Source organism: Methanosarcina hadiensis, from assembly GCF_046529725.1.
Lineage (GTDB): Archaea > Halobacteriota > Methanosarcinia > Methanosarcinales > Methanosarcinaceae > Methanosarcina > Methanosarcina hadiensis.
In genome coordinates this window covers 280,642-298,321 of record NZ_CP136241.1, presented here as the reverse complement: position 1 = coordinate 298,321, position 17,680 = coordinate 280,642, and the positions used below count along the sequence as shown (strand labels likewise).

General features: G+C 44.3%; 18 protein-coding genes and 2 pseudogenes. 12 read left to right on the top strand and 8 right to left on the bottom strand.

Going from position 1 to position 17,680, the window contains the following annotated elements:
* Nucleotides 1-451 precede the first annotated feature (451 nt).
* From mtbC to RSJ42_RS01305, 7 genes and pseudogenes are all read left to right on the top strand, one after another.
* A complete protein-coding gene (gene mtbC, locus RSJ42_RS01335; protein ID WP_410508946.1) occupies nt 452-1,102 on the top strand; it encodes a dimethylamine corrinoid protein MtbC in 651 nt (216 codons plus the stop codon).
* 6 nt (nt 1,103-1,108) lie between these two features.
* Nucleotides 1,109-2,512 (top strand): annotated as a pseudogene (mtbB, locus tag RSJ42_RS01330) ([dimethylamine--corrinoid protein] Co-methyltransferase).
* A 489-nt stretch (nt 2,513-3,001) separates the two neighbouring features.
* Nucleotides 3,002-4,489, top strand: a pseudogene (mttB, locus tag RSJ42_RS01325) ([trimethylamine--corrinoid protein] Co-methyltransferase).
* Nucleotides 4,490-4,507: 18 nt separating this feature from the next.
* Nucleotides 4,508-5,161 carry a methyltransferase cognate corrinoid protein gene (locus RSJ42_RS01320; protein ID WP_410508945.1) on the top strand — a complete coding sequence of 218 codons (654 nt, stop codon included), beginning with the start codon at nt 4,508-4,510 and terminating at the stop codon, nt 5,159-5,161.
* Nucleotides 5,162-5,256: 95 nt separating this feature from the next.
* Nucleotides 5,257-6,300: an EamA family transporter gene (locus RSJ42_RS01315; RefSeq protein ID WP_410510282.1), complete on the top strand. Its 1,044-nt coding sequence runs from the start codon at nt 5,257-5,259 to the stop codon at nt 6,298-6,300.
* A gap of 6 nt (nt 6,301-6,306) precedes the next feature.
* A complete protein-coding gene (locus RSJ42_RS01310) occupies nt 6,307-6,603 on the top strand; it encodes a hypothetical protein (RefSeq protein WP_410508944.1) in 297 nt (98 codons plus the stop codon).
* A gap of 12 nt (nt 6,604-6,615) precedes the next feature.
* Nucleotides 6,616-6,765, top strand: coding sequence for a hypothetical protein (locus RSJ42_RS01305; protein ID WP_410508943.1), 150 nt, complete (start codon nt 6,616-6,618; stop codon nt 6,763-6,765).
* 68 nt (nt 6,766-6,833) lie between these two features.
* Here the strand turns inward: RSJ42_RS01305 and RSJ42_RS01300 are convergent, their stop codons facing one another.
* Entirely contained in the window at nt 6,834-7,517 is a 684-nt protein-coding gene (locus RSJ42_RS01300) for a DUF5591 domain-containing protein (RefSeq protein ID WP_410508942.1), read from the bottom strand.
* Between the two features lie 373 nt (nt 7,518-7,890).
* Here RSJ42_RS01300 and RSJ42_RS01295 point away from each other — a divergent pair, with 373 nt between their 5' ends.
* Entirely contained in the window at nt 7,891-8,310 is a 420-nt protein-coding gene (locus RSJ42_RS01295; protein ID WP_410508941.1) for a helix-turn-helix domain-containing protein, read from the top strand.
* A gap of 171 nt (nt 8,311-8,481) precedes the next feature.
* Here the strand turns inward: RSJ42_RS01295 and RSJ42_RS01290 are convergent, their stop codons facing one another.
* The 3 genes from RSJ42_RS01290 to RSJ42_RS01280 form a co-directional block, all read right to left on the bottom strand.
* Nucleotides 8,482-9,663 (bottom strand): aminotransferase class I/II-fold pyridoxal phosphate-dependent enzyme, encoded by a 1,182-nt coding sequence (locus RSJ42_RS01290; protein ID WP_410508940.1) that lies wholly within the window; start codon nt 9,661-9,663, stop codon nt 8,482-8,484.
* An 80-nt stretch (nt 9,664-9,743) separates the two neighbouring features.
* On the bottom strand, nt 9,744-10,235 hold the full coding sequence (locus RSJ42_RS01285) for an Lrp/AsnC family transcriptional regulator (protein ID WP_410508939.1): 492 nt from the start codon (nt 10,233-10,235) through the stop codon (nt 9,744-9,746).
* A gap of 78 nt (nt 10,236-10,313) precedes the next feature.
* Nucleotides 10,314-10,691 (bottom strand): 30S ribosomal protein S8e, encoded by a 378-nt coding sequence (locus RSJ42_RS01280; RefSeq protein ID WP_410508938.1) that lies wholly within the window; start codon nt 10,689-10,691, stop codon nt 10,314-10,316.
* A 535-nt stretch (nt 10,692-11,226) separates the two neighbouring features.
* On the opposite strand from RSJ42_RS01280, the gene RSJ42_RS01275 reads away from it, so the two are divergent.
* Together RSJ42_RS01275 and RSJ42_RS01270 are read left to right on the top strand one after the other, a co-directional pair.
* Nucleotides 11,227-11,553: a DUF6951 family protein gene (locus RSJ42_RS01275; protein ID WP_410508937.1), complete on the top strand. Its 327-nt coding sequence runs from the start codon at nt 11,227-11,229 to the stop codon at nt 11,551-11,553.
* A 277-nt stretch (nt 11,554-11,830) separates the two neighbouring features.
* A complete protein-coding gene (locus tag RSJ42_RS01270; RefSeq protein WP_410508936.1) occupies nt 11,831-12,520 on the top strand; it encodes a DUF169 domain-containing protein in 690 nt (229 codons plus the stop codon).
* 214 nt (nt 12,521-12,734) lie between these two features.
* Here RSJ42_RS01270 and RSJ42_RS01265 read toward each other — a convergent pair whose 3' ends face one another.
* The gene (locus tag RSJ42_RS01265) at nt 12,735-13,085 is read right to left on the bottom strand and encodes a flavodoxin family protein (RefSeq protein ID WP_410508935.1); all 351 of its coding nucleotides are present in this window, start codon (nt 13,083-13,085) and stop codon (nt 12,735-12,737) included.
* Nucleotides 13,086-13,128: 43 nt separating this feature from the next.
* Nucleotides 13,129-13,284 carry an NAD(P)H-dependent oxidoreductase gene (locus RSJ42_RS01260; protein ID WP_410508934.1) on the bottom strand — a complete coding sequence of 52 codons (156 nt, stop codon included), beginning with the start codon at nt 13,282-13,284 and terminating at the stop codon, nt 13,129-13,131.
* 261 nt (nt 13,285-13,545) lie between these two features.
* Between RSJ42_RS01260 and RSJ42_RS01255 the strand changes: the two genes are divergently transcribed.
* On the top strand, nt 13,546-14,052 hold the full coding sequence (locus RSJ42_RS01255) for an NOB1 family endonuclease (RefSeq protein ID WP_410508933.1): 507 nt from the start codon (nt 13,546-13,548) through the stop codon (nt 14,050-14,052).
* 162 nt (nt 14,053-14,214) lie between these two features.
* The gene (locus tag RSJ42_RS01250; protein ID WP_410508932.1) at nt 14,215-14,829 is read left to right on the top strand and encodes an orotate phosphoribosyltransferase-like protein; all 615 of its coding nucleotides are present in this window, start codon (nt 14,215-14,217) and stop codon (nt 14,827-14,829) included.
* A 346-nt stretch (nt 14,830-15,175) separates the two neighbouring features.
* On the opposite strand, the gene RSJ42_RS01245 is transcribed toward RSJ42_RS01250, so the two are convergent.
* Both RSJ42_RS01245 and RSJ42_RS01240 read right to left on the bottom strand, forming a co-directional pair.
* Nucleotides 15,176-17,308, bottom strand: coding sequence for an OB-fold nucleic acid binding domain-containing protein (locus RSJ42_RS01245; protein WP_410508931.1), 2,133 nt, complete (start codon nt 17,306-17,308; stop codon nt 15,176-15,178).
* 105 nt (nt 17,309-17,413) lie between these two features.
* The gene (locus tag RSJ42_RS01240) at nt 17,414-17,569 is read right to left on the bottom strand and encodes a hypothetical protein (RefSeq protein WP_410508930.1); all 156 of its coding nucleotides are present in this window, start codon (nt 17,567-17,569) and stop codon (nt 17,414-17,416) included.
* Between the last annotated feature and the right edge of the window lie 111 nt (nt 17,570-17,680).

Below are 17,680 nucleotides of genomic sequence, written 5' to 3'. Positions count from 1 at the left end.
CCTGGGAGGTTTTTGAGGATATGAAATTTATCGAAGCTACCAGGAAAAACTCAGTTCAGGTCCAAACCGGAAGATCTGCCTGTATATCCCAGGGGCCAGATCTTCCCATAGAAAGCAATCATTTCAAAGTTTAAAAGTTGCAAATTTTCAAACATTGCAAAATTATGGTCTGGTTACAGGGGGGTGAAAACCGGAGCGCAGGCATGTAAGATAATAGAGGGGATTATGGGGTTATTGTTCAGGAAATAACTTGATTGTTATTATACCGAACCGTTTCGTGAAGCTCGAAGGAAGCCTCTCGAATTACGGTTCCTTGATCATATAACTTATCGGTCATCCTGGCCTTCTGGCCTGGCTATGACTGAAAAAATCATATCTTCCATGACAGGAAGATTGTGAACTTTGTAAAGATTGGGAATAGTAAAAGGAATTCGGAGAAAAGGTGTTTAAAATGTCAAGTAAAGAAGAGTTACTTCAGGAACTCTCGGATGCAATAATTTCCTGTAAAAAGGATAGAGTGCTTGCAGCCGTAGAGAAAGCAAGGGAAACAATGGAGCCTGCAGAAATTATTGAAAAAGGACTTGCAGCAGGAATGAACCAGGTCGGAGTTTTGTTTGAGAGAGGAAAACTCTTTCTTCCGCATGTGATGATGGCTGCGGATGCAATGACTTCAGGAGTTAAACTCCTTGAAGCCGACATGCCTTCAGGGGCCGGAACAAAAAAACTGGGGGTTATTGTAAACGGCACAGTCGAAGGAGATGTACACGATATAGGCAAATCAATAGTCTCAACCATGCTGCAGTCCGCTGGCTTTGAAGTTTACGACATAGGCAGGGACGTTCCCATAAAGAATTTTATCGAGAAAGCAAAAGAAGTTAACGCAAACATGATAGGGATTTCCGCACTCATGACCACAACCCTGCAGGGCCAGAGGGAAGTTATAGAGCTTCTTAAAGAAGAAGGAATGAGGGACAGAGTAAAGGTCATGGTAGGGGGTGCCCCAGCAACCCAGGCATGGGCTGACAAAATAGGCGCGGACTGCTACGCCGAAAATGCAAGTGAAGCTGTTACAAAAGCAAAAGAACTGCTTGTAGGGAAGTGAAAAGAGATGGCAACCGAATATGCTTTGAGAATGGGAGACGGGAAGAGGATCTTTCTTACTAAAGAGAAGATTATGGAGGAACTGGAAGCCGGAACTGCAAACGCTGCTGATCTCGGAGAGATTCCTGCATTAAGCGGGGATGAAATAGAGAAAATGGCTGCAATCCTTATGATGCCCGGAAAGTCCGTAAGCGTTGAACACGGCATGGAAATCCCGGTAACACACGACATAGGGACTCTGAGGCTTGACGGCGACCAGGGAAATAGCGGTGTAGGCATTCCTTCCAGCCGCCTTGTCGGCTGCATGGTGCATGAGAGGGCTTTTGGCGCAGATACTATGGAACTCGGGCACATTGACTACAGTTTCAAGCCAGTAAAACCTGTTGTCGCAAACGAGTGCCAGGCAATGGAAGTGTGCCAGCAGAATATGATCATCCCGCTCTTTTACGGCGCAATGCCGAATATGGGACTGTATTATACTCCTGACGGACCTTTCGAGAACCCCGGAGACCTTATGAAGGCTTTCAAGATTCAGGAGGCCTGGGAGTCCATGGAACATGCAGCCGAGCACCTTACAAGGGATACCGTATGGGTTATGCAGAAACTCTTTGCTTCCGGTGCAGACGGGGTTAACTTTGACACAACTGCAGCTGCAGGAGACGCTGACATGTACGGAACCCTGCATGCGGTTGAAGCCCTCAGAAAAGAGTTCCCTGATATGTATATAGAAGTAGGAATGGCAGGAGAAATGGTGCTTGGAATGCATGGAAACCTCCAGTATGACGGAGTTACCCTTGCAGGTCTCTGGCCCCACCAGCAGGCTCCTCTTGTTGCAAAAGCAGGTGCAAACGTTTTCGGTCCCGTGTGCAATACCAACACAAGCAAGACCTCTCCCTGGAACCTTGCACGTGCAGTAACTTTCATGAAGGCAGCTGTTAAGGCTTCTCCAATTCCCTGCCATGTTGACATGGGTATGGGTGTCGGCGGAATTCCCATGCTTGAAACTCCTCCGATTGATGCCGTTACAAGGGCAAGCAAAGCAATGGTCGAGATTGCCGGAGTAGACGGCATATAGATCGGGGTCGGCGACCCTCTGGGTATGCCGATCTCCCATATAATGGCTTCAGGTATGACTGGAATGAGAGCAGCAGGAGACCTTGTTGCAAGGATGCAGTTCTCAAAGAACATGCGCATTTCGGAAGCTAAGGAATACGTGGCAAAGAAACTTAATGTCGATACAATGGACCTTGCTGATGAATACATAATGCGCGAGCTTCGCGAAGAACTTGACATTGGAGTTATCACATCAGTACCGGGTGCTGCAAAAGGCATTGCTGCAAAAATGAATATCGAGAAACTGCTCGGCATAAAGATAAACTCCTGTGAGTTGTTCAGGAAACAGACTAAATAAACCGGAACAAGAAAGATCCGGAAAGATAAAAAGAAGCCGTAAGAGAAGCAAGAAAACTGGAAAAAAGACAGGATTGTCAGGAAAATATATATAGAAAAATAATCAAATTAAAATAAGTAGAATAGTATAAAATATACTATAAAAAAGCGTTCGCAGAGGCAAAAAATGGATTGCTTCTAAAGCGAAAAATGGGGAGAAGTGCGGGCTTTAAGGAAGTGGGGGAAAGTACTGGATTTAATTTTTTGTTCAGGTTTTGCCTGTTTGACCGAAACAGGAATCAAAAATCTGAAGTTTATTTTGTAATTAGTTCCGCATCTACATGAAAAATCCTTTATTTCGTGTAAAAGTACTTTTTCTTATATAGTCTCTGCATCCTGAACTAAGATAAAAATGGACTCTAAGATAAAACGGACCTGCCCTGAGTAAAGTGAACTCAGCAAAATGAGAAGCAAAGCAAACCGAAATATATTCAGGAGAAGGAGATAGAGAATGGCAAAAAATAATGCAGTTGCAGGATTCCACGCACTTAATGGCGTAGAATTAAACCTTTTTACTACTGATGAACTCAAAGCTATTCATTATGCCACAATGGAAGTTCTTATGGATCCGGGTATTCAGGTTTCTGATCCCGAGGCAAGACAGATCTTCAAAGAAAATGGCTGTGAAGTTGACGAAAAAACAAATGTCGTAAAGATCCCCGAACACCTTGTAAGAAGAGCCCTGAAGCTCGCGCCTTCAAGGTTTGTTCTCTGGGGACGTGACAAAAAGAACAACACAGTCCAGGAAGCCGGGGGCAAAGTACACTGGACCTGTTTTGGAACCGGCGTCAAGATGTGCAAGTACCAGGATGGGAAATATGTAACCATTGATTCCGTCGAAAAGGATATTGCAGACATTGCAAAACTCTGTGACTGGGCAGAAAATATTGACTATTTCTCCCTGCCAGTGTCTGCAAGGGACTGGGCTGGAAAAGGTGCCCAGGATGTCCACGAGACATTCACTCCTATCACCAGCACCTCAAAACACTTCCACCACATTGACCCTGTAGGAGAGCACGTCGAATACTACCGTGATATTGTAACTGCATATTACGGCGGCGACGAAGAAGAAGCAAGGAAAAAGCCAATCTTCTCCATGCTGCTCTGCCCGACCAGCCCGCTCGAACTCAGTGTCAATGCCTGCCAGGTTATCATCAAGGGGGCACGTTTCGGAATGCCTGTAAATGTCCTGAGTATGGCAATGGCAGGCGGTTCTTCTCCTGTTTACCTTGCAGGAACCCTCGTAACACACAACGCCGAAGTCCTCTCGGGTATCGTTCTTGCCCAGCTTACCGTACCCGGAGCAAAAGTCTGGTACGGAAGCTCAACAACTACCTTCGACCTCAAGAAAGGGACTGCACCTGTCGGTTCTCCTGAACTCGGTCTTATCAGCGCTGCAGTCGCAAAGCTTGCCCAGTTCTACGGCCTTCCCTCCTACGTGGCAGGTTCCTAGTCTGACTCCAAGGTTCCGGACGACCAGGCAGGCCATGAAAAGACCATAACCACCCTCCTGCCTGCCCTCGCCGGTGCCAATACTATCTACGGGGCCGGAATGCTTGAGCTCGGAATGACCTTCTCTATGGAACAGCTCGTTATTGACAATGATATCTTCAGCATGGTCAAGAAAGCAATGCAGGGAATCCCGGTTTCCTCTGAAACCCTTGCAGTAGAATCTATCCAGAAAGTGGGTATCGGAAACAACTTCCTTGCACTTAAACAGACAAGGCAGCTTATAGACTATCCATCCGACCCTATGCTCATTGACAGACGCATGTTTGGAGACTGGGCAGCGGCCGGATCAAAGGACCTTGCTACAGTCGCACACGAAAAAGTTATGGACGTCCTCAAGAACCACGAAGTCAAACCGATCGATGGAGACATTCTCAAAGATATGCAGGCAATCGTTGACAGGGCTGACAGAGCTTTCAAAGAGGGCTAAGACCAGGGAGGAAAAAAGATGGCAAGCAAAGAAGAGATTATAGCAAAAGCAAAAAATTCGATTACCGAGTTTGACGAAGAACTTGCAGCAGAAGTCGCAGAGGAAGGTCTTGCTGCAGGAATTGACCCTGTAGAGCTCATTGAAAAGGGCTTTACTGCAGGCATGGAAGAAGTAGGGGAGAAGTTTGGGCAGGGAACTCTTTTCCTTCCCCATGTACTTGCAGCTGCTGAGGCCATGAAAGCCGGCATGGAAGTTATTACGCCGGAAATGGAGAAGCGTAAGTCCCAGACCAAGAACCTCGGGACCGTCATTATAGGAACTATCGAAGGCGACATTCATTCCATCGGAAAGGACATTGTAGCATCCATGCTTAACATTGCCGGTTTCAAAGTTGTGGACCTTGGAAGAGATGTTGCGATCAAGACTTTTGTAGAAAAAGCGAAGGAACTTAAACCTCAGGTTGTTGCATCCTCCGCACTTATGACGACTACAATGGTGAACCAGATCCAGGTCGAAGAGCAGCTCAAAGAAGCAGGTGCCCGCGACAAGGTCAAGACCATGGTAGGAGGCGCTCCTGTCACCCAGGACTGGGCTGATAAGATCGGCGCAGACATCTATGGTGAGAGTGCAAACGATGCGGTCTCCAAGGTAAAGGCAGCCCTGAAGGTCTGATAATCGTAAGAGCAGGCAGTCCAGAGAATCAAAAGAGACTACAAGGGCAGGCTCTGGACACCTGCCAGATAAATTTAGCAAAAGGAGGAGTGGGCATAGATCTGAAAGCTTTGAAAGAACAGGAAAGCAGGAGAAGAGTAAGTAAAGGGTATATGTGGGCTCTTTTCTGTGCTGTGTTCTGGGGGATCTGGTATCTGCCTGGAACTGTAATATGGGTGCTTAATCCTTTTGATGAAATGTTCGGAGCAATTGCTGAAACAAACGGAGATGGGGTTTCTCTCGTTGTTACTGCAGCCCTGATAACTGCATTTAATGCCCTGACTGTTATGCTTGCACTTATGCTCTGGAATGGAGTGCTGCAAAAATTCGGAGAACTTTCGAGAACACTCAAGGAATTTAGTCCCTGTTCCAAGTGGTTCTTCTTCGCTTCGATTTTCGGGGGACCTATAGCAATTCTCGGGTCTTTTATGGCTATGGGGTTCATAGGGGGAGCATTCGCAGCTGTTGCAGCTCTTCTTTATCCGGTTATAGGGTCCATACTTGCTTACTACTGGTACGGAGAGAAAATCACCAAAAGGGCAGCAACAGGGATTATTGTCATAATTATAGGCGGAGTTACGATCTTCGGAGGCGGACTGATTACCGAACTTGGGACAGGTAATGTCCCCTGGATAGGATATCTTGGCGGCCTTATGGCTGCAGTCGGCTGGGGAATAGAAGGTGCTATCGCAGGTAAAGGTCTGGACATAGCAGAACCGGATGCCGGCCTGACACTGCGTTTCCTTGGAGAAAACATTATCTGGTGGATCATTATTGTGCCTATTCTGGCAATTGTCGGTTTTCCGATGTATACCTATGCAATTCAGGCTTTTGAACCAATGGCTCTTCTGGTTTTGATCTTTGCAGGTATTACCTTCGGATTCTGCTATGTGTCATGGTATAAATCGTTCCCGTTGATAGGTGTAGGAAGAGGCCAGGGAATTGGAAACCTGTACGGGTTTTTTGCGGTTATTTTCATTTTCCTGTTCTTCGGTGATGTGCCTCAGTGGACTATCCTCGTTGGAGGGACTCTCTGTATCATCGGAAGTTTCGTGATGTTCACCGAAGAAGCTGCAGAGATCGAAACCCTGAGGGGATGATAAGAGATGGGAAAAAACCGCCCGATAAAATTCAGGATTCTGGAACTTTTCCTGGATGGGCAGGAGCACTGGAACTATGAGATCGTTTCGAAAATCCAGCAGGAATACAACATGCAGGGAGATTACGGCAGGGACAGCATCAACTTTGATATTATTGAGCTTTCTTCAGGAGGAATGCTCAAGGATCTGGAACAGAGAGTAGACGAAGAAGGGATCTATAAAAAAGGGTTTCTGCTGCATAAGTATGTAATTACGGATTTCGGAAAGGTTCGAGGTTCGGACGCCTGTGTGAGATACATGTAAGAGGAGAAAAAGATGGTACAAACGGAAGCTGCCATGGAAGCCTACAATGCATACTGGGAGAATTCCTTCATCCCAGGAGCAGACATAATGTGGATGGTTCTTATCCTGGTCCTTGCGGTCTTCGCCCTCTGGCAGGCAAGAACCTTTGTCTCAAAGTTCTGAACAGATAAGGAACTTCTGAACAGATAAGGAACTGAAGAGAAAAAACTTAACAGGAGAATTGAGCAGGATTAAAGAACGTACCAGTCGGTATCGTCAACAGAGAGATCTTCCTTTAAGCCTACCTCCATTCTTGGAAGCCCGAACGCATCAGTAATTGCATCGGAAAGGTCCTGAAGGTATTCTTTAGATGATAGGCTATTATAAATGAAGGCTTTATCAGGCTGAATCATCTTTTGAATCGTATCCTCCCTGGGGACGATATCAACTTTTATATCTACCATTTCAAGGGCTTTTTCCATTGCAGTCCGGAAATCCCCTATGCAGTAAGCTATCCTGTGCCTGTAGTTTTCCCTCGTTTTTTCAAGGTAAGCGGCAATCCTTTCGCTTTCAATTCTGATGAAATCCCTTTTGATCTTTGTCACGTTGCACTTGCCCATCATGAAAGTATAATTCATGAAAGGGTACTGAGTGTCAAGTTCCCTTGGAGCAATCCCGCAGGTTCCGAAGGTCACTATGTGCACATCCTCGGGCTTAAGAATTCCGAAAATTATCCGGTCGAATTTTTTATGGGACGGGCTCTCATGATACGGTTTCCTCTTGGCGCAGGGAACGAAAATACACACTTTCCTGAAAGGGGCTTCGTACTCTGTAAGAACCCAGTCATTGGCTCTTACCATATCAGGATGGTAAATTATTCTCTCGGTATCAAGAGGCTCCTTAGAACGTTCATTTTCAGGGATAATGGGCTTCATAAACCTCGAACTTATTGAGTCAGGGAATTATATATATAATTTCCTGACCAGAATATCCTGAAGCAGTTTTTAAACCTCCAGAAAAGATAAGGTGAAATGTTTAGCTGACGTTCTCTGAGAAAAATAACGGTATAAAAAGAGAGAAACAAGTTTATAAGTATATTCACCGATATTGGTAATCAAATAACACGCAATGAGAATTACATAATTGGGAATATGCTTTTAAAAGCAAATCTTGAGACCGGAGCAAGGTTTTCTGTTTTATGAGCATCCTCAGCCCATTTCTGTACAATGCCTGTAATTGCTGGCCGGCATCTCCAAAATTGAAATAAATAGTAAATCAACAGGGCAAACCGTCTCAAATAGTGGTTTTATGACGAATTCTATTCATGAAATGATCAGAGCAAGTTTCAGATGCGAAGACATGGTGAAATGCGTACTCGGTTTGAAGTCCCTCGACATCGATGCATACAAGGCTCTAATTATGCACGGACCTCTAACAGCAGAAAAACTTGGAGAAATTCTTAACAGGGAAAGAAGCACTGCATACCGCTCTCTACAGAACCTCATATCCTGCGGAATTGTCTACAGGGAAACAAAATCCATTGACGGCGGAGGATACTATTACGAGTATGTAGCCATCGAGCCTCAGGAAATGAAACAGATGGTTAAGAAAAATGTCGATGAATGGTACAGCAGGATGAACGATCTAATTGAAAAAATGGACGACAAAGTAAATGCCCTCGCCGCCCGGATGGATGATGACAGAGTCGAACATGAAAAACAAGAGTAAAAGAATGTCAAATGAAGGAAAAAACTAAATTGAAGAGAAAAATGAGGGATCAAAATGAGGGATCAAAATTAAGGAATCAAAAATAAAGGATTAAAATAAGGGATCAAAATTAAGGAATCAAAAAAGGAATCTAAAATAAGTAAAATAGACCGAATAAAGATTCGGCCAGACTCATTGTTTTAATCCGTCTACAAAATCTCCCATTCTTTCGATTGCTTTTCTAATATCATCAAGAGATGCTGCATAAGCACAGCGCAGGAAACCTTCACCTGCTTCTCCGAATACATCTCCTGGAATTGTAACAACCTTCTTTTCATCAAGGAGGCGTTCTGCAAAGTCAGAAGAAGAAAGGCCGGTCTCCCCTATGTAAGGGAAAGCATAGAAAGCGCCTCTGGGGTTGCAGCATTCAAGCCCTATGCTGTTGAAGCCTTTTACAATAAAATGCCTGCGCCGGTCGTATTCCCTGACCATCCGCTCCATTTCAGTTTTCCCATTGCGCAGAGCCTCAATTGCTCCTACCTGGGCAGTTATGGGCGCACAGAGCATGGAGTACTGGTGGATCATCATCATCGAATGGATAATATCCGGAGCTCCCATGGCAAAGCCAAGTCTTAACCCTGTCATTGCATATGCCTTGGAAAAGCCGTTCAGCATGACAGTACGGTCCTTCATGCCTTCAAGGGAGGAAAATGGGACATGTGTGCCTTCATAAGTCAGGCACTCGTAAACCTCATCAGAAATTACGAATAAATCGTTTTCAACAACAAGGTCTGCTATGTCCTCCATTCCTTCTTTTTGCATAATTGCGCCTGTGGGGTTGTTAGGGAAATTAAGGACGATTGCCTTTGTTTTATCAGTGATTGCAGGCTCAAGGGCTTCTGCAGTGAGGCTGAAGTCGTCGTCCCTGTGTGTTGAAACAATTACAGGTTTGCCTCCTGCCAGGATTACGGAAGGGACATATGCCACATAGGAAGGCTGAACCACAATTACCTCATCTCCCGGGTTTACCACTGCCCGGATTGCTATATCAAGAGCTTCGCTTACTCCTGTAGTGATCAGGATTTCGGATGCAGGATTGTAGTCCAGGCCGTAGCGCCTGTAGTATGTTCTCGTCAGTTCGTCTCTGAGTTCAGGAAGCCCATAGTTAGAGGTATATGAGGTCTGCCCTTTTTCAAGCGAGTGTATACACATCTCACGGATGTGCCAGGGAGTAATGAAATCAGGTTCTCCTACACCGAGAGAGATTATATCCTCTAATCCGGAAACCAGGTCAAAAAAACGGCGTATTCCTGAGGGAGGGATATTCTTTACAGCTTCCGCAACGAATTTTGAAGGATCGCATGGAGGTCTCAAGCAAACACCTCTATAAAAAATTATTTAAGTCAGATGAAATGTAAAACGGGATAAAAGGGATAAAATTTAGAAGTCCCGCATTAAAACGAGACCGGGAGTCTTTGAATTGACTCCGGTTCATGAAGGATTACCCCGTCTTCTTTATAGGTCTTCAGCACGAAATGCGTGGACGTACTCTGAACCTGGTCAAGAGTAGCGATTTTTTCTGCCACAAAAAAGGCCACATCCTTCATCGACTTCCCCCGAACAGTAAGGGAGATGTCATAGTCCCCGGACAGAAGCCTGACAGACCTGACTTCCGGGAATTTATAAATCCGTTCTGCAATTGCCTGGTAGCCCTGGTTACGCTCGAGAGTAACCTTCAACTCGATTACTGCGTAAACGTAATTTTCCCCAACCAGGTCCCAATCAACTATGGTTTTGTAGTGCCGGATAACTCCTGTTTCTTCAAGCTTTGCGATCGTCTGGGAAACTTCCTGTGCAGACATTCCTGTTAAGGTTGCAATTTCTTCAGGACTTGTTCGGGCATCGTTTTCAAGAATTTCCAGTATATGCTGAATTTTTTCGTCCATATTGACCACCGGCACAAAGTATAGGAAGAATTGGCACAGAACCCCGGAAGGGGTCAGGGCTCTCTTCAATTATTTAATTTATTCAATTAATACAGCGTTTATAACTCCATCCTGTCCGGGTCTGCTTGTAACTCTGGCAGTGCCCACGGGAGTCCTTATAACTGAGCCTTTTGTCAGAATGTTACGCCTGACATAGTGCTTGTTGGCAGTATTGTCAACTACAGTCTCGATTGTTGCGGTAACTGTCTTTCCGTCTTTAGGGTTGGTTATGTTTGCAATGTTAGACTGAAGAAGTCTTACTTTCCTGTTGCCGCCCATAGTATGAACGTTCTTTCTCTTTACGTCGCTGATACGGGTATCCGCAGATTCGCGGCCCATTTCAAATTTGCGCTTTCCGCGGGAAGCAATAATCTTTCCACCGGTAGCTTTTCTTCTGGAACTGCCTTGCCATCTCATTATTAAAACCTCGTTATTTTATTGAAATTTAAGTAAGATTTGTATTCAATTTTATCCCTGATGCTATTCAAGCCGATATTTAACGTAATTTTGAATGATCCGGAGAGTAAATATTCTGTAATCCTGGTGATCCTGATCTGGTGATCTAAATCAGGGCATAAACATACCTGTCAGTAGCTTAATTGCTCTGCTAATATATTAATGTATTAACAGGAGTCCTTTAATTAGCATATTTGCTATGGACTTAGCAATACGAATAGAATTGTATATGAACTTTGCGATCACATCACCAGAAAAATCCGGGTTTACGGTCTCATCCTGATACTGTTAACTGTAGCTGGGAAGTAGAATCTGAAGTTTATAAAGCTATCTGGGTAAAGAGGGAAAGAGATCGCCACGGAAAAATATATATGCAAAATTAAATAAAAAAGAAATGGAAAAGAGTTTCTGGTACCTGTAGAAAAGAAATTTACTGGCAGAGGAATAAAAGCGCCATTTAGACTTCGGGCAACTGCACTATAAGGAGCATAGAATAATGGTCACTGAAATTTCACTCAATACTATATGCGGACATACAACAAAGATCATCGCTACAAAAGAAGGAAAAAACACCCATATACATATCAAAACAACCTGCGAAAAACTCAGGAAATGGGGTACAAAATTTGATATGGGCATGAAGGATCTTATGGGCGGCCCCGATACGGTACTTGCCCAGAAATCAGCTGAAACCCCTCTTACTCCCACATGCCTTGTCCCGGCTGCGGTAATGAATGCCTGCTGGCTCGAAAATGGAATGATCTCCAAGAACCTTGCCCGGGAAATGGGAAAAATGGAAATTATTTTTGACAAACTTGAGTGAGAATACCCCTTCAAACTTTCCCTGTTTGATTCCTGAGCAAGGCAAAAGATGTCAGGGGCAGGGAAGTTGAAACAGGAATACTTATTAAATAAATAAGTGTACTGCGAGAAAATTCCTTTGGGAATCGGAACTCGAGAATATTTATATTTGAGTGGGTTGTGTATAATTTAGTCAAAACTTAGCAAACACACTTCAAAAAGATGATAAGATCGCTTAATTTTCCAGAATCAGACTTAATAAAATTAATACCCTAAAATTAATACCTGGAGTAATAAACATGGAATTAAAAGAAATCAATACTTACGGACAGGAAATGGTAGAATGCCTCAAACTTAAAACGTCTCCAGTTGCGGTAAAATTGATTCCTAAAGGAGAAAAAGTTCCGGAAGGGATTAAAAAGGTGGATGAGGCTATGAGACATTGCCAGCTGGTCGATAGAGTGAGAAGGACAGGGGAGGAATTTTATACTCTGGGAGAAGACCAGGCGTGTAAAGGTGGAGCTGGTGCCATGGGCCTTGGAGCACTGCCCCCAAAAGTTGCCAGTGGAGAATTCTACTATAAGGGCTTAAAACAGTTCAGCAGCCAGGAAGCTGCAAAACGCACTATAGATATGGTGCCTACCCTTGCCCCTGACTCTACAGAGGCGGTCCTGTACGCACCTCTTGAAAAGACCACGTTCGTTCCGGATGTTATCCTGGTCATCTGCAACCCCAAACAGGTAATGTTACTCACTCAGGCTTATATGTACAAAACCGGAGGCAGACTTGAAACCAGTTTCGCAGGCAAACAGAGCCTCTGTTCCGACGGTGTGGTGCAGACATACAAAGAAGGCAAAATAGAAGTTACAGTAGGATGCAGCGGCAGCAGGGCTTACACCGAAATCGCAGACGAAGAAATGACAATGGGCATCCCGATTGACCTCCTCCCCGACGTCGCAGCCGGCCTTAAGGAAATCTGCCCCAAATGAAGTATAAAATCAAAATCTGCATCTTCATTTCAGATATTAATATTAATTCCTCCATGTTCAGCCCGTGATTGGGTGAAATTGATCAAATATGAAATAATGGACACAACCTGTTTATTATCTCATATTTGAAAGCTATTTTTTTCGTTTCTACTTTTACATTAACTTCATGAGCCGCACTCCGCTGGTGCATATAAGGCGTGAAAAAATAAACCCGTCAAATGAAAGCGCCAAAAACCTGTGCTTTAGCCAGCCAATCCCCCTGCAAAACATCCCCTTTTGCTGTCACACTGGTAGCTATTAAGACACCTCTATCTTCCCATCTCATATAATCCGCTGTCTGCCTGTAGGTATCTATGGCGCCACTGAAAAATTGTTCTTCTTCGCCCGCTCCGCACATAATCAAAGCAGTTTCCTTTATGTTAAGCGGTTTTTTACAGTTATCCACACAATATGTGCAAAGCCTGTCAATTACAGCCTTTAACTGCGCTGAAACTCCGAAGAAATATAAAGGAGAAACCAGTACAAGCATATCCGCACTTTCGAGCAGTGGCTCAATTTCTGCCATATCATCACGCTGAACACAGGCTCTATCCTTTGTCCAGCACATATCACATGCCGTACATCCACATATTGAGTCTTGCCACTTCAATTTTATTTACCATATGCCCTTTTTCCTGTGCTCCTCTCATAAAAGCATCTGCCAGCATATCACTATTCCCGTTCTTTCGTGGACTACCGGCAAGTATCAGTATATTTTTATTCATTACACAACATCTCCAAAAAACTACTGCATTAATCCGTTCTCTGACTAGATAAGAGTCACTAACTTAAAAACGAATAATGTAAGAATACATAGATTTTGAAACTTCACCGAAAATTAGTCCTCTTGAGCGGAGCGAAAAGGACTGCGTACTCCCGAGGCGCAATTCGGGCGAGACGGAAATCGGGCGAGACGGAAATCGGGCGAAGCACAATTCGGGCAGGAAGCCAATGAATTATATACTAACAAAGAAAAGAGAAGGAAAATGACCTCTTACATAGCAGACTCGGCAGTCTTTATAATGGGAAACTGCAGTGTGGACAGCTCGCTACTTATCACCGTCCCTTCGGTTGTGGACGAATTAAAGAGCAGGGATTCCGCGCTCCGTTTTGACCTTGCAAAAGAGGGAGGACTCAGGGTAGAATGGCCAGAACCGGAAATGGTAAAAGAGGTTCGGAAAAAAGCTGAACAAACCCGGGATTCGGAGGAGCTTTCAAAAACGGATCTGGAAATTCTTGCAAAAGCCCTTGAACACAGGGAGACGGCTATACTTCTCACAGATGATTATGCAGTCCAGAATGTTGCAGTGCAGCTGGGCATTCAGGTTAAACCGATTGCTCAGAAAAAGATAAAAGATGTTCTTATCTGGCAAAAGCAATGTATTGGCTGTAAAAAAACCTTTGAGAAAGGAGATGAATGCCCTATTTGCGGTTCACCCCTCAAAAAAAAGAGGAAAAGAAAAATTAAAGGCAAGGCTTTTCAGGAAAGCTGAAGAAAAAGATATAATGCTTGATAGTCTAATAATGTTTTTAACTGAGAAAAAATATACTTGAATTAAATTTTTCAGGCAGTATTCCAGGCAGTATTCGTAAAAAGAGCTGCAAAATCGGCCGGAAATACCGCCAGACAAAAAATTTCAGGTGGGAATGGAGGCATGAAGAACATAGAAGATCTCATTCAGAAAGCTGTGGAACTGCAGAACAACGGGCTTGGTAACGGCCAGATAGCCGACGAGCTTAATGTATCAAGAGAAACAGTCACATGGCTTTTAACCCGTTCGAAAAAAGAAGTCGCAGCCCCTGCTCCAAAAGATATATCCGTAAACTGGAGCAGCATAGGAAAGAGCGCTACACGGCTTCACTATATCTCGCTTGCACTCTGCGACATGGTTCTTGAAACGCTGGAAAAGACAAATACCGAGGTAGATGTGGTAGTTGGCGTTGCAGCAAGCGGCATTCCCCTGGCAAGCATGATGGCAAATGAGCTGGGAGCAGACTTTGCCCTTTACCATTCCCGTAAAGGACAGGACATGGTCCAGCCCGGTCAGAAAGGTACCATCAGCAGGAACTTCGGAAGCGTTGCAGGCAAAAACTGTGTAATCGTTGACGATGTAATTACCACAGGTTCCACCACAATGGAAGTAATTGAACAGCTGCGCGAAATGGACGCAAAACCCAGGGCAGTTGTGGTTCTTGTGGACAAAAAAGGCGCGGATACAATCGCCAATGTTCCTATCCAGTCCCTTGTCAGGATAGTTCGCGTGGACTGAAAGCACTGAAAGATAAAACGGAAGAAAATTTCTTTGATATGGAAAGCCCTTTAGAGGAAGGTTTTCCAAAAATTACTTTTTTGTATTTTTTGTAATAACTGCACTTTGAAATTTTCCTGTAATATTTAAGCTTTTAACTCTTTTTCATCTGTTCGTTTTATCTTAAGGCATTTTTTGAACTATTGCCTTTAACAGAGTCTCTTTTAACAGAAACTCTTTTAACAGAATCTTTTTTAACAGAATCACTCTTTAAAACAGAACCATTTAAAAAGCAGGAATTATTAGCTGCAGAATCAGGAAAGAGAATTGTGAAGAAGGAAGATTAACAGGTTATTGAAAAGGCCTGTTAATGTACAACTTCCGCAGATGCAATCTTTTCTGCAAGTCTTGAGAGAACTTCAGTTCTCATTCCTTCAACAAATTTAATGCTGCCGACAACAAGGTGTCCGCCTCCGCTGACGCCTGCACCTTTCATTTCTTCCCGGAGCTCCCGGACAATTCTGGGAATATTCATGAGCACTCCTTTTGAGCGGATAACAGCAAAGTCAGGCCCGTAGCCAATAGTGACAACAGGTTTATCCGGGTTTCTTTTGGTAAGCACATCATGAACTTCCCCGGAGGTCTTGCCTGGTGGAGGGAAGGTAAACTTCTGGGCATAGTTTTCGACATCTATCACGTTCATAATAGCGCCATTTGCCAGCTTCTGGGACTTGACATTAAAAAGGCAGGTCTCAAGCTGTTCTTTTATCATGGCATTTGCCTGCTCGCAGAGCAAAGACACAAGGTTTTTGTGGATTTTGTGGTCCCCAAGATCCAGGATGTCATCAATAAGGCCTTTTCCACTGCTGAACTTGAGCCAGAACTGCTCATAATCGAGAGCCAGAGCCATGTCTTTTAACTCCTCAAGCGAATAGCGGTCAGAAACAAGGGAGATATATCTTCCAGCTTCCGGAGCCTCAGAACGGTCACCTACTGCAGAAACGGCAGGAAGGTGCTTTATCGTATCACTGATGGATGGATTGATCATACGGGCAACCTCGGCACACAGCATGCCTGCAGTGACCCCGAAATCTCCTCCTACATGAGCAGGGTTAACATGCCCTATAAGATACTGGTCAACGATGTCATCCGGATGATGGTGGTCGATTACAAGCATTTGAATGCCGTAGACATTCGCCTGTCGCATTGCAGGCACATCTTCTTCGGTTGAGCCGTTATCTACCTGGATGACAAGAGGCATTTTCTGTCCGTGCCTAGCATAATCCTCAAGTGCGAAGGAAATATCCCTTGTAACATCGGCAAGTTCGTAGAAAGGAGCCTTTGAAGGAGCACGTTTGTAGAAATAATACTCCGCGTCCGATCCGCCGATTTCAGTGATAAGAGGGAGAATCGCTCGCTCAATAGCGATTGCAGAGGTAATCCCATCGGCATCTGCATGGTGCCTGAGAAGAATAGGAGTTGAATGGAGAATTGCCTTTTTGATCTCTTTAGCTACATGAAGCATTCTCGGCCTGAGTTTTTCCATTACCTCGCTTTCAATCAGAAAAGAAATATCGGCAGGTGCGGCTTTTTCATCTATTACCTTCTCAACCCTTGCCTTAACAACAGCTTCTTTTTCTCCGGTCAGCTGTTTCATGCTCATGACTTCAATCTGGACCTGTTCGTCTCTGGGAGTCACTTCCCCGGTAATCGAGACAATCATTCCCACATCGATATGAGGGTAAGACCGCTTCCCTGCACTTTCAAAAGCCGCGCATGGAATAAAGCCTCCTTCATCACCTATTGTGAAGATTGTCGGTCCGCTGGTCTGCTTTACCTGAATAACTTCCCCTTCGATCCGGATGAGCCTGCCTTTCATGCTGGTATCGATTAGGGAGGAATTCTTAAGCGGGAGTTCTTTCTCAAGTTCGATGGTTTCGTATTTGGCAAGAGTTTTCGGGATAAGATCCAGCTTTCCTCCGGCCTTAACACTCTTTACCAGGACAATAACGGCATCCCCAACTTCAGGCTGGACCCCGACATTGCTGGAATGCATAAGCCCCCGAACGTGAGGATTCAGGTCTACAAAGACTCCAAAAGAAGCAATGCTGCTTACAATGCCGTGATACATTTTTCCTGCTTCCACATCTTTAAGGTCGCAGGATTCGTCGAGAGCATAAACATGCTGGGAACGCGCACAGGAACTGCAAATTTCTTCCTCTGCGTCATCAGGGTTATGAATTCTTGCTCCGCAAACCTTGCAGGTGTAGATTTTTCCGAGCCCTTCACAGGCTTCACAGGATCTGGTAATTTCAATACTTCCCTTGCCTTTGCATTTCTCACACGCTGCACCATTTTTCAGGAAACTGTTAATGTCTTTTTCTGAAATTTTCATGAAATCAACTGATTTTGACTTGCCTTTTCCCTTGCAGAGAGGGCAGACTTCAGTTGAAATAACTTCGTAGCCACGTCCGTGGCAATCTGGACATTCCTTACTCATTAATATCAACACCAGTGGTTCTTCCGAACCTGCGTTTTCTTAACCTAATAACTTTATGAAATCTCACATTGAACTTCATACACTTATTATATCCTGTGTATACCCTCAGTCTACTGGAAACTGTACGGTCTTCCCCGGACCCGGAATCATTATCACGGACTCGCTCCTTTCTGCATAGATCCTGTTATTAAGTTCAATATCTTGTGTACGCAAGATATAAGTGTTTGTAAGCATGATATTTGGCACAGTGTCTGCAGACACACGGAACCTTCGGGCTTATGAAGTGATTCTGACAATTTTCGTATTATTATATGATTGAAGACATGGCTGCAATCCAGTGTAATCAGAACTAAGGATCATGTGAGTACTTAT

Bases quoted from the DNA above. Each gene is read 5' to 3' on its own strand.
- mtbC (WP_410508946.1), top strand. From the start codon at position 452: ATGTCAAGTAAAGAAGAGTTACTTCAGGAACTCTCGGATGCAATAATT.
- RSJ42_RS01320 (WP_410508945.1), top strand. From the start codon at position 4,508: ATGGCAAGCAAAGAAGAGATTATAGCAAAAGCAAAAAATTCGATTACC.
- RSJ42_RS01310 (WP_410508944.1), top strand. From the start codon at position 6,307: ATGGGAAAAAACCGCCCGATAAAATTCAGGATTCTGGAACTTTTCCTG.
- RSJ42_RS01305 (WP_410508943.1), top strand. From the start codon at position 6,616: ATGGTACAAACGGAAGCTGCCATGGAAGCCTACAATGCATACTGGGAG.
- RSJ42_RS01300 (WP_410508942.1), bottom strand. From the start codon at position 7,517: ATGAAGCCCATTATCCCTGAAAATGAACGTTCTAAGGAGCCTCTTGAT.
- RSJ42_RS01295 (WP_410508941.1), top strand. From the start codon at position 7,891: ATGACGAATTCTATTCATGAAATGATCAGAGCAAGTTTCAGATGCGAA.
- RSJ42_RS01285 (WP_410508939.1), bottom strand. From the start codon at position 10,235: ATGGACGAAAAAATTCAGCATATACTGGAAATTCTTGAAAACGATGCC.
- RSJ42_RS01280 (WP_410508938.1), bottom strand. From the start codon at position 10,691: ATGAGATGGCAAGGCAGTTCCAGAAGAAAAGCTACCGGTGGAAAGATT.
- RSJ42_RS01275 (WP_410508937.1), top strand. From the start codon at position 11,227: ATGGTCACTGAAATTTCACTCAATACTATATGCGGACATACAACAAAG.
- RSJ42_RS01270 (WP_410508936.1), top strand. From the start codon at position 11,831: ATGGAATTAAAAGAAATCAATACTTACGGACAGGAAATGGTAGAATGC.
- RSJ42_RS01265 (WP_410508935.1), bottom strand. From the start codon at position 13,085: ATGGCAGAAATTGAGCCACTGCTCGAAAGTGCGGATATGCTTGTACTG.
- RSJ42_RS01260 (WP_410508934.1), bottom strand. From the start codon at position 13,284: ATGAATAAAAATATACTGATACTTGCCGGTAGTCCACGAAAGAACGGG.
- RSJ42_RS01255 (WP_410508933.1), top strand. From the start codon at position 13,546: ATGACCTCTTACATAGCAGACTCGGCAGTCTTTATAATGGGAAACTGC.
- RSJ42_RS01250 (WP_410508932.1), top strand. From the start codon at position 14,215: ATGAAGAACATAGAAGATCTCATTCAGAAAGCTGTGGAACTGCAGAAC.
- RSJ42_RS01245 (WP_410508931.1), bottom strand. From the start codon at position 17,308: ATGAGTAAGGAATGTCCAGATTGCCACGGACGTGGCTACGAAGTTATT.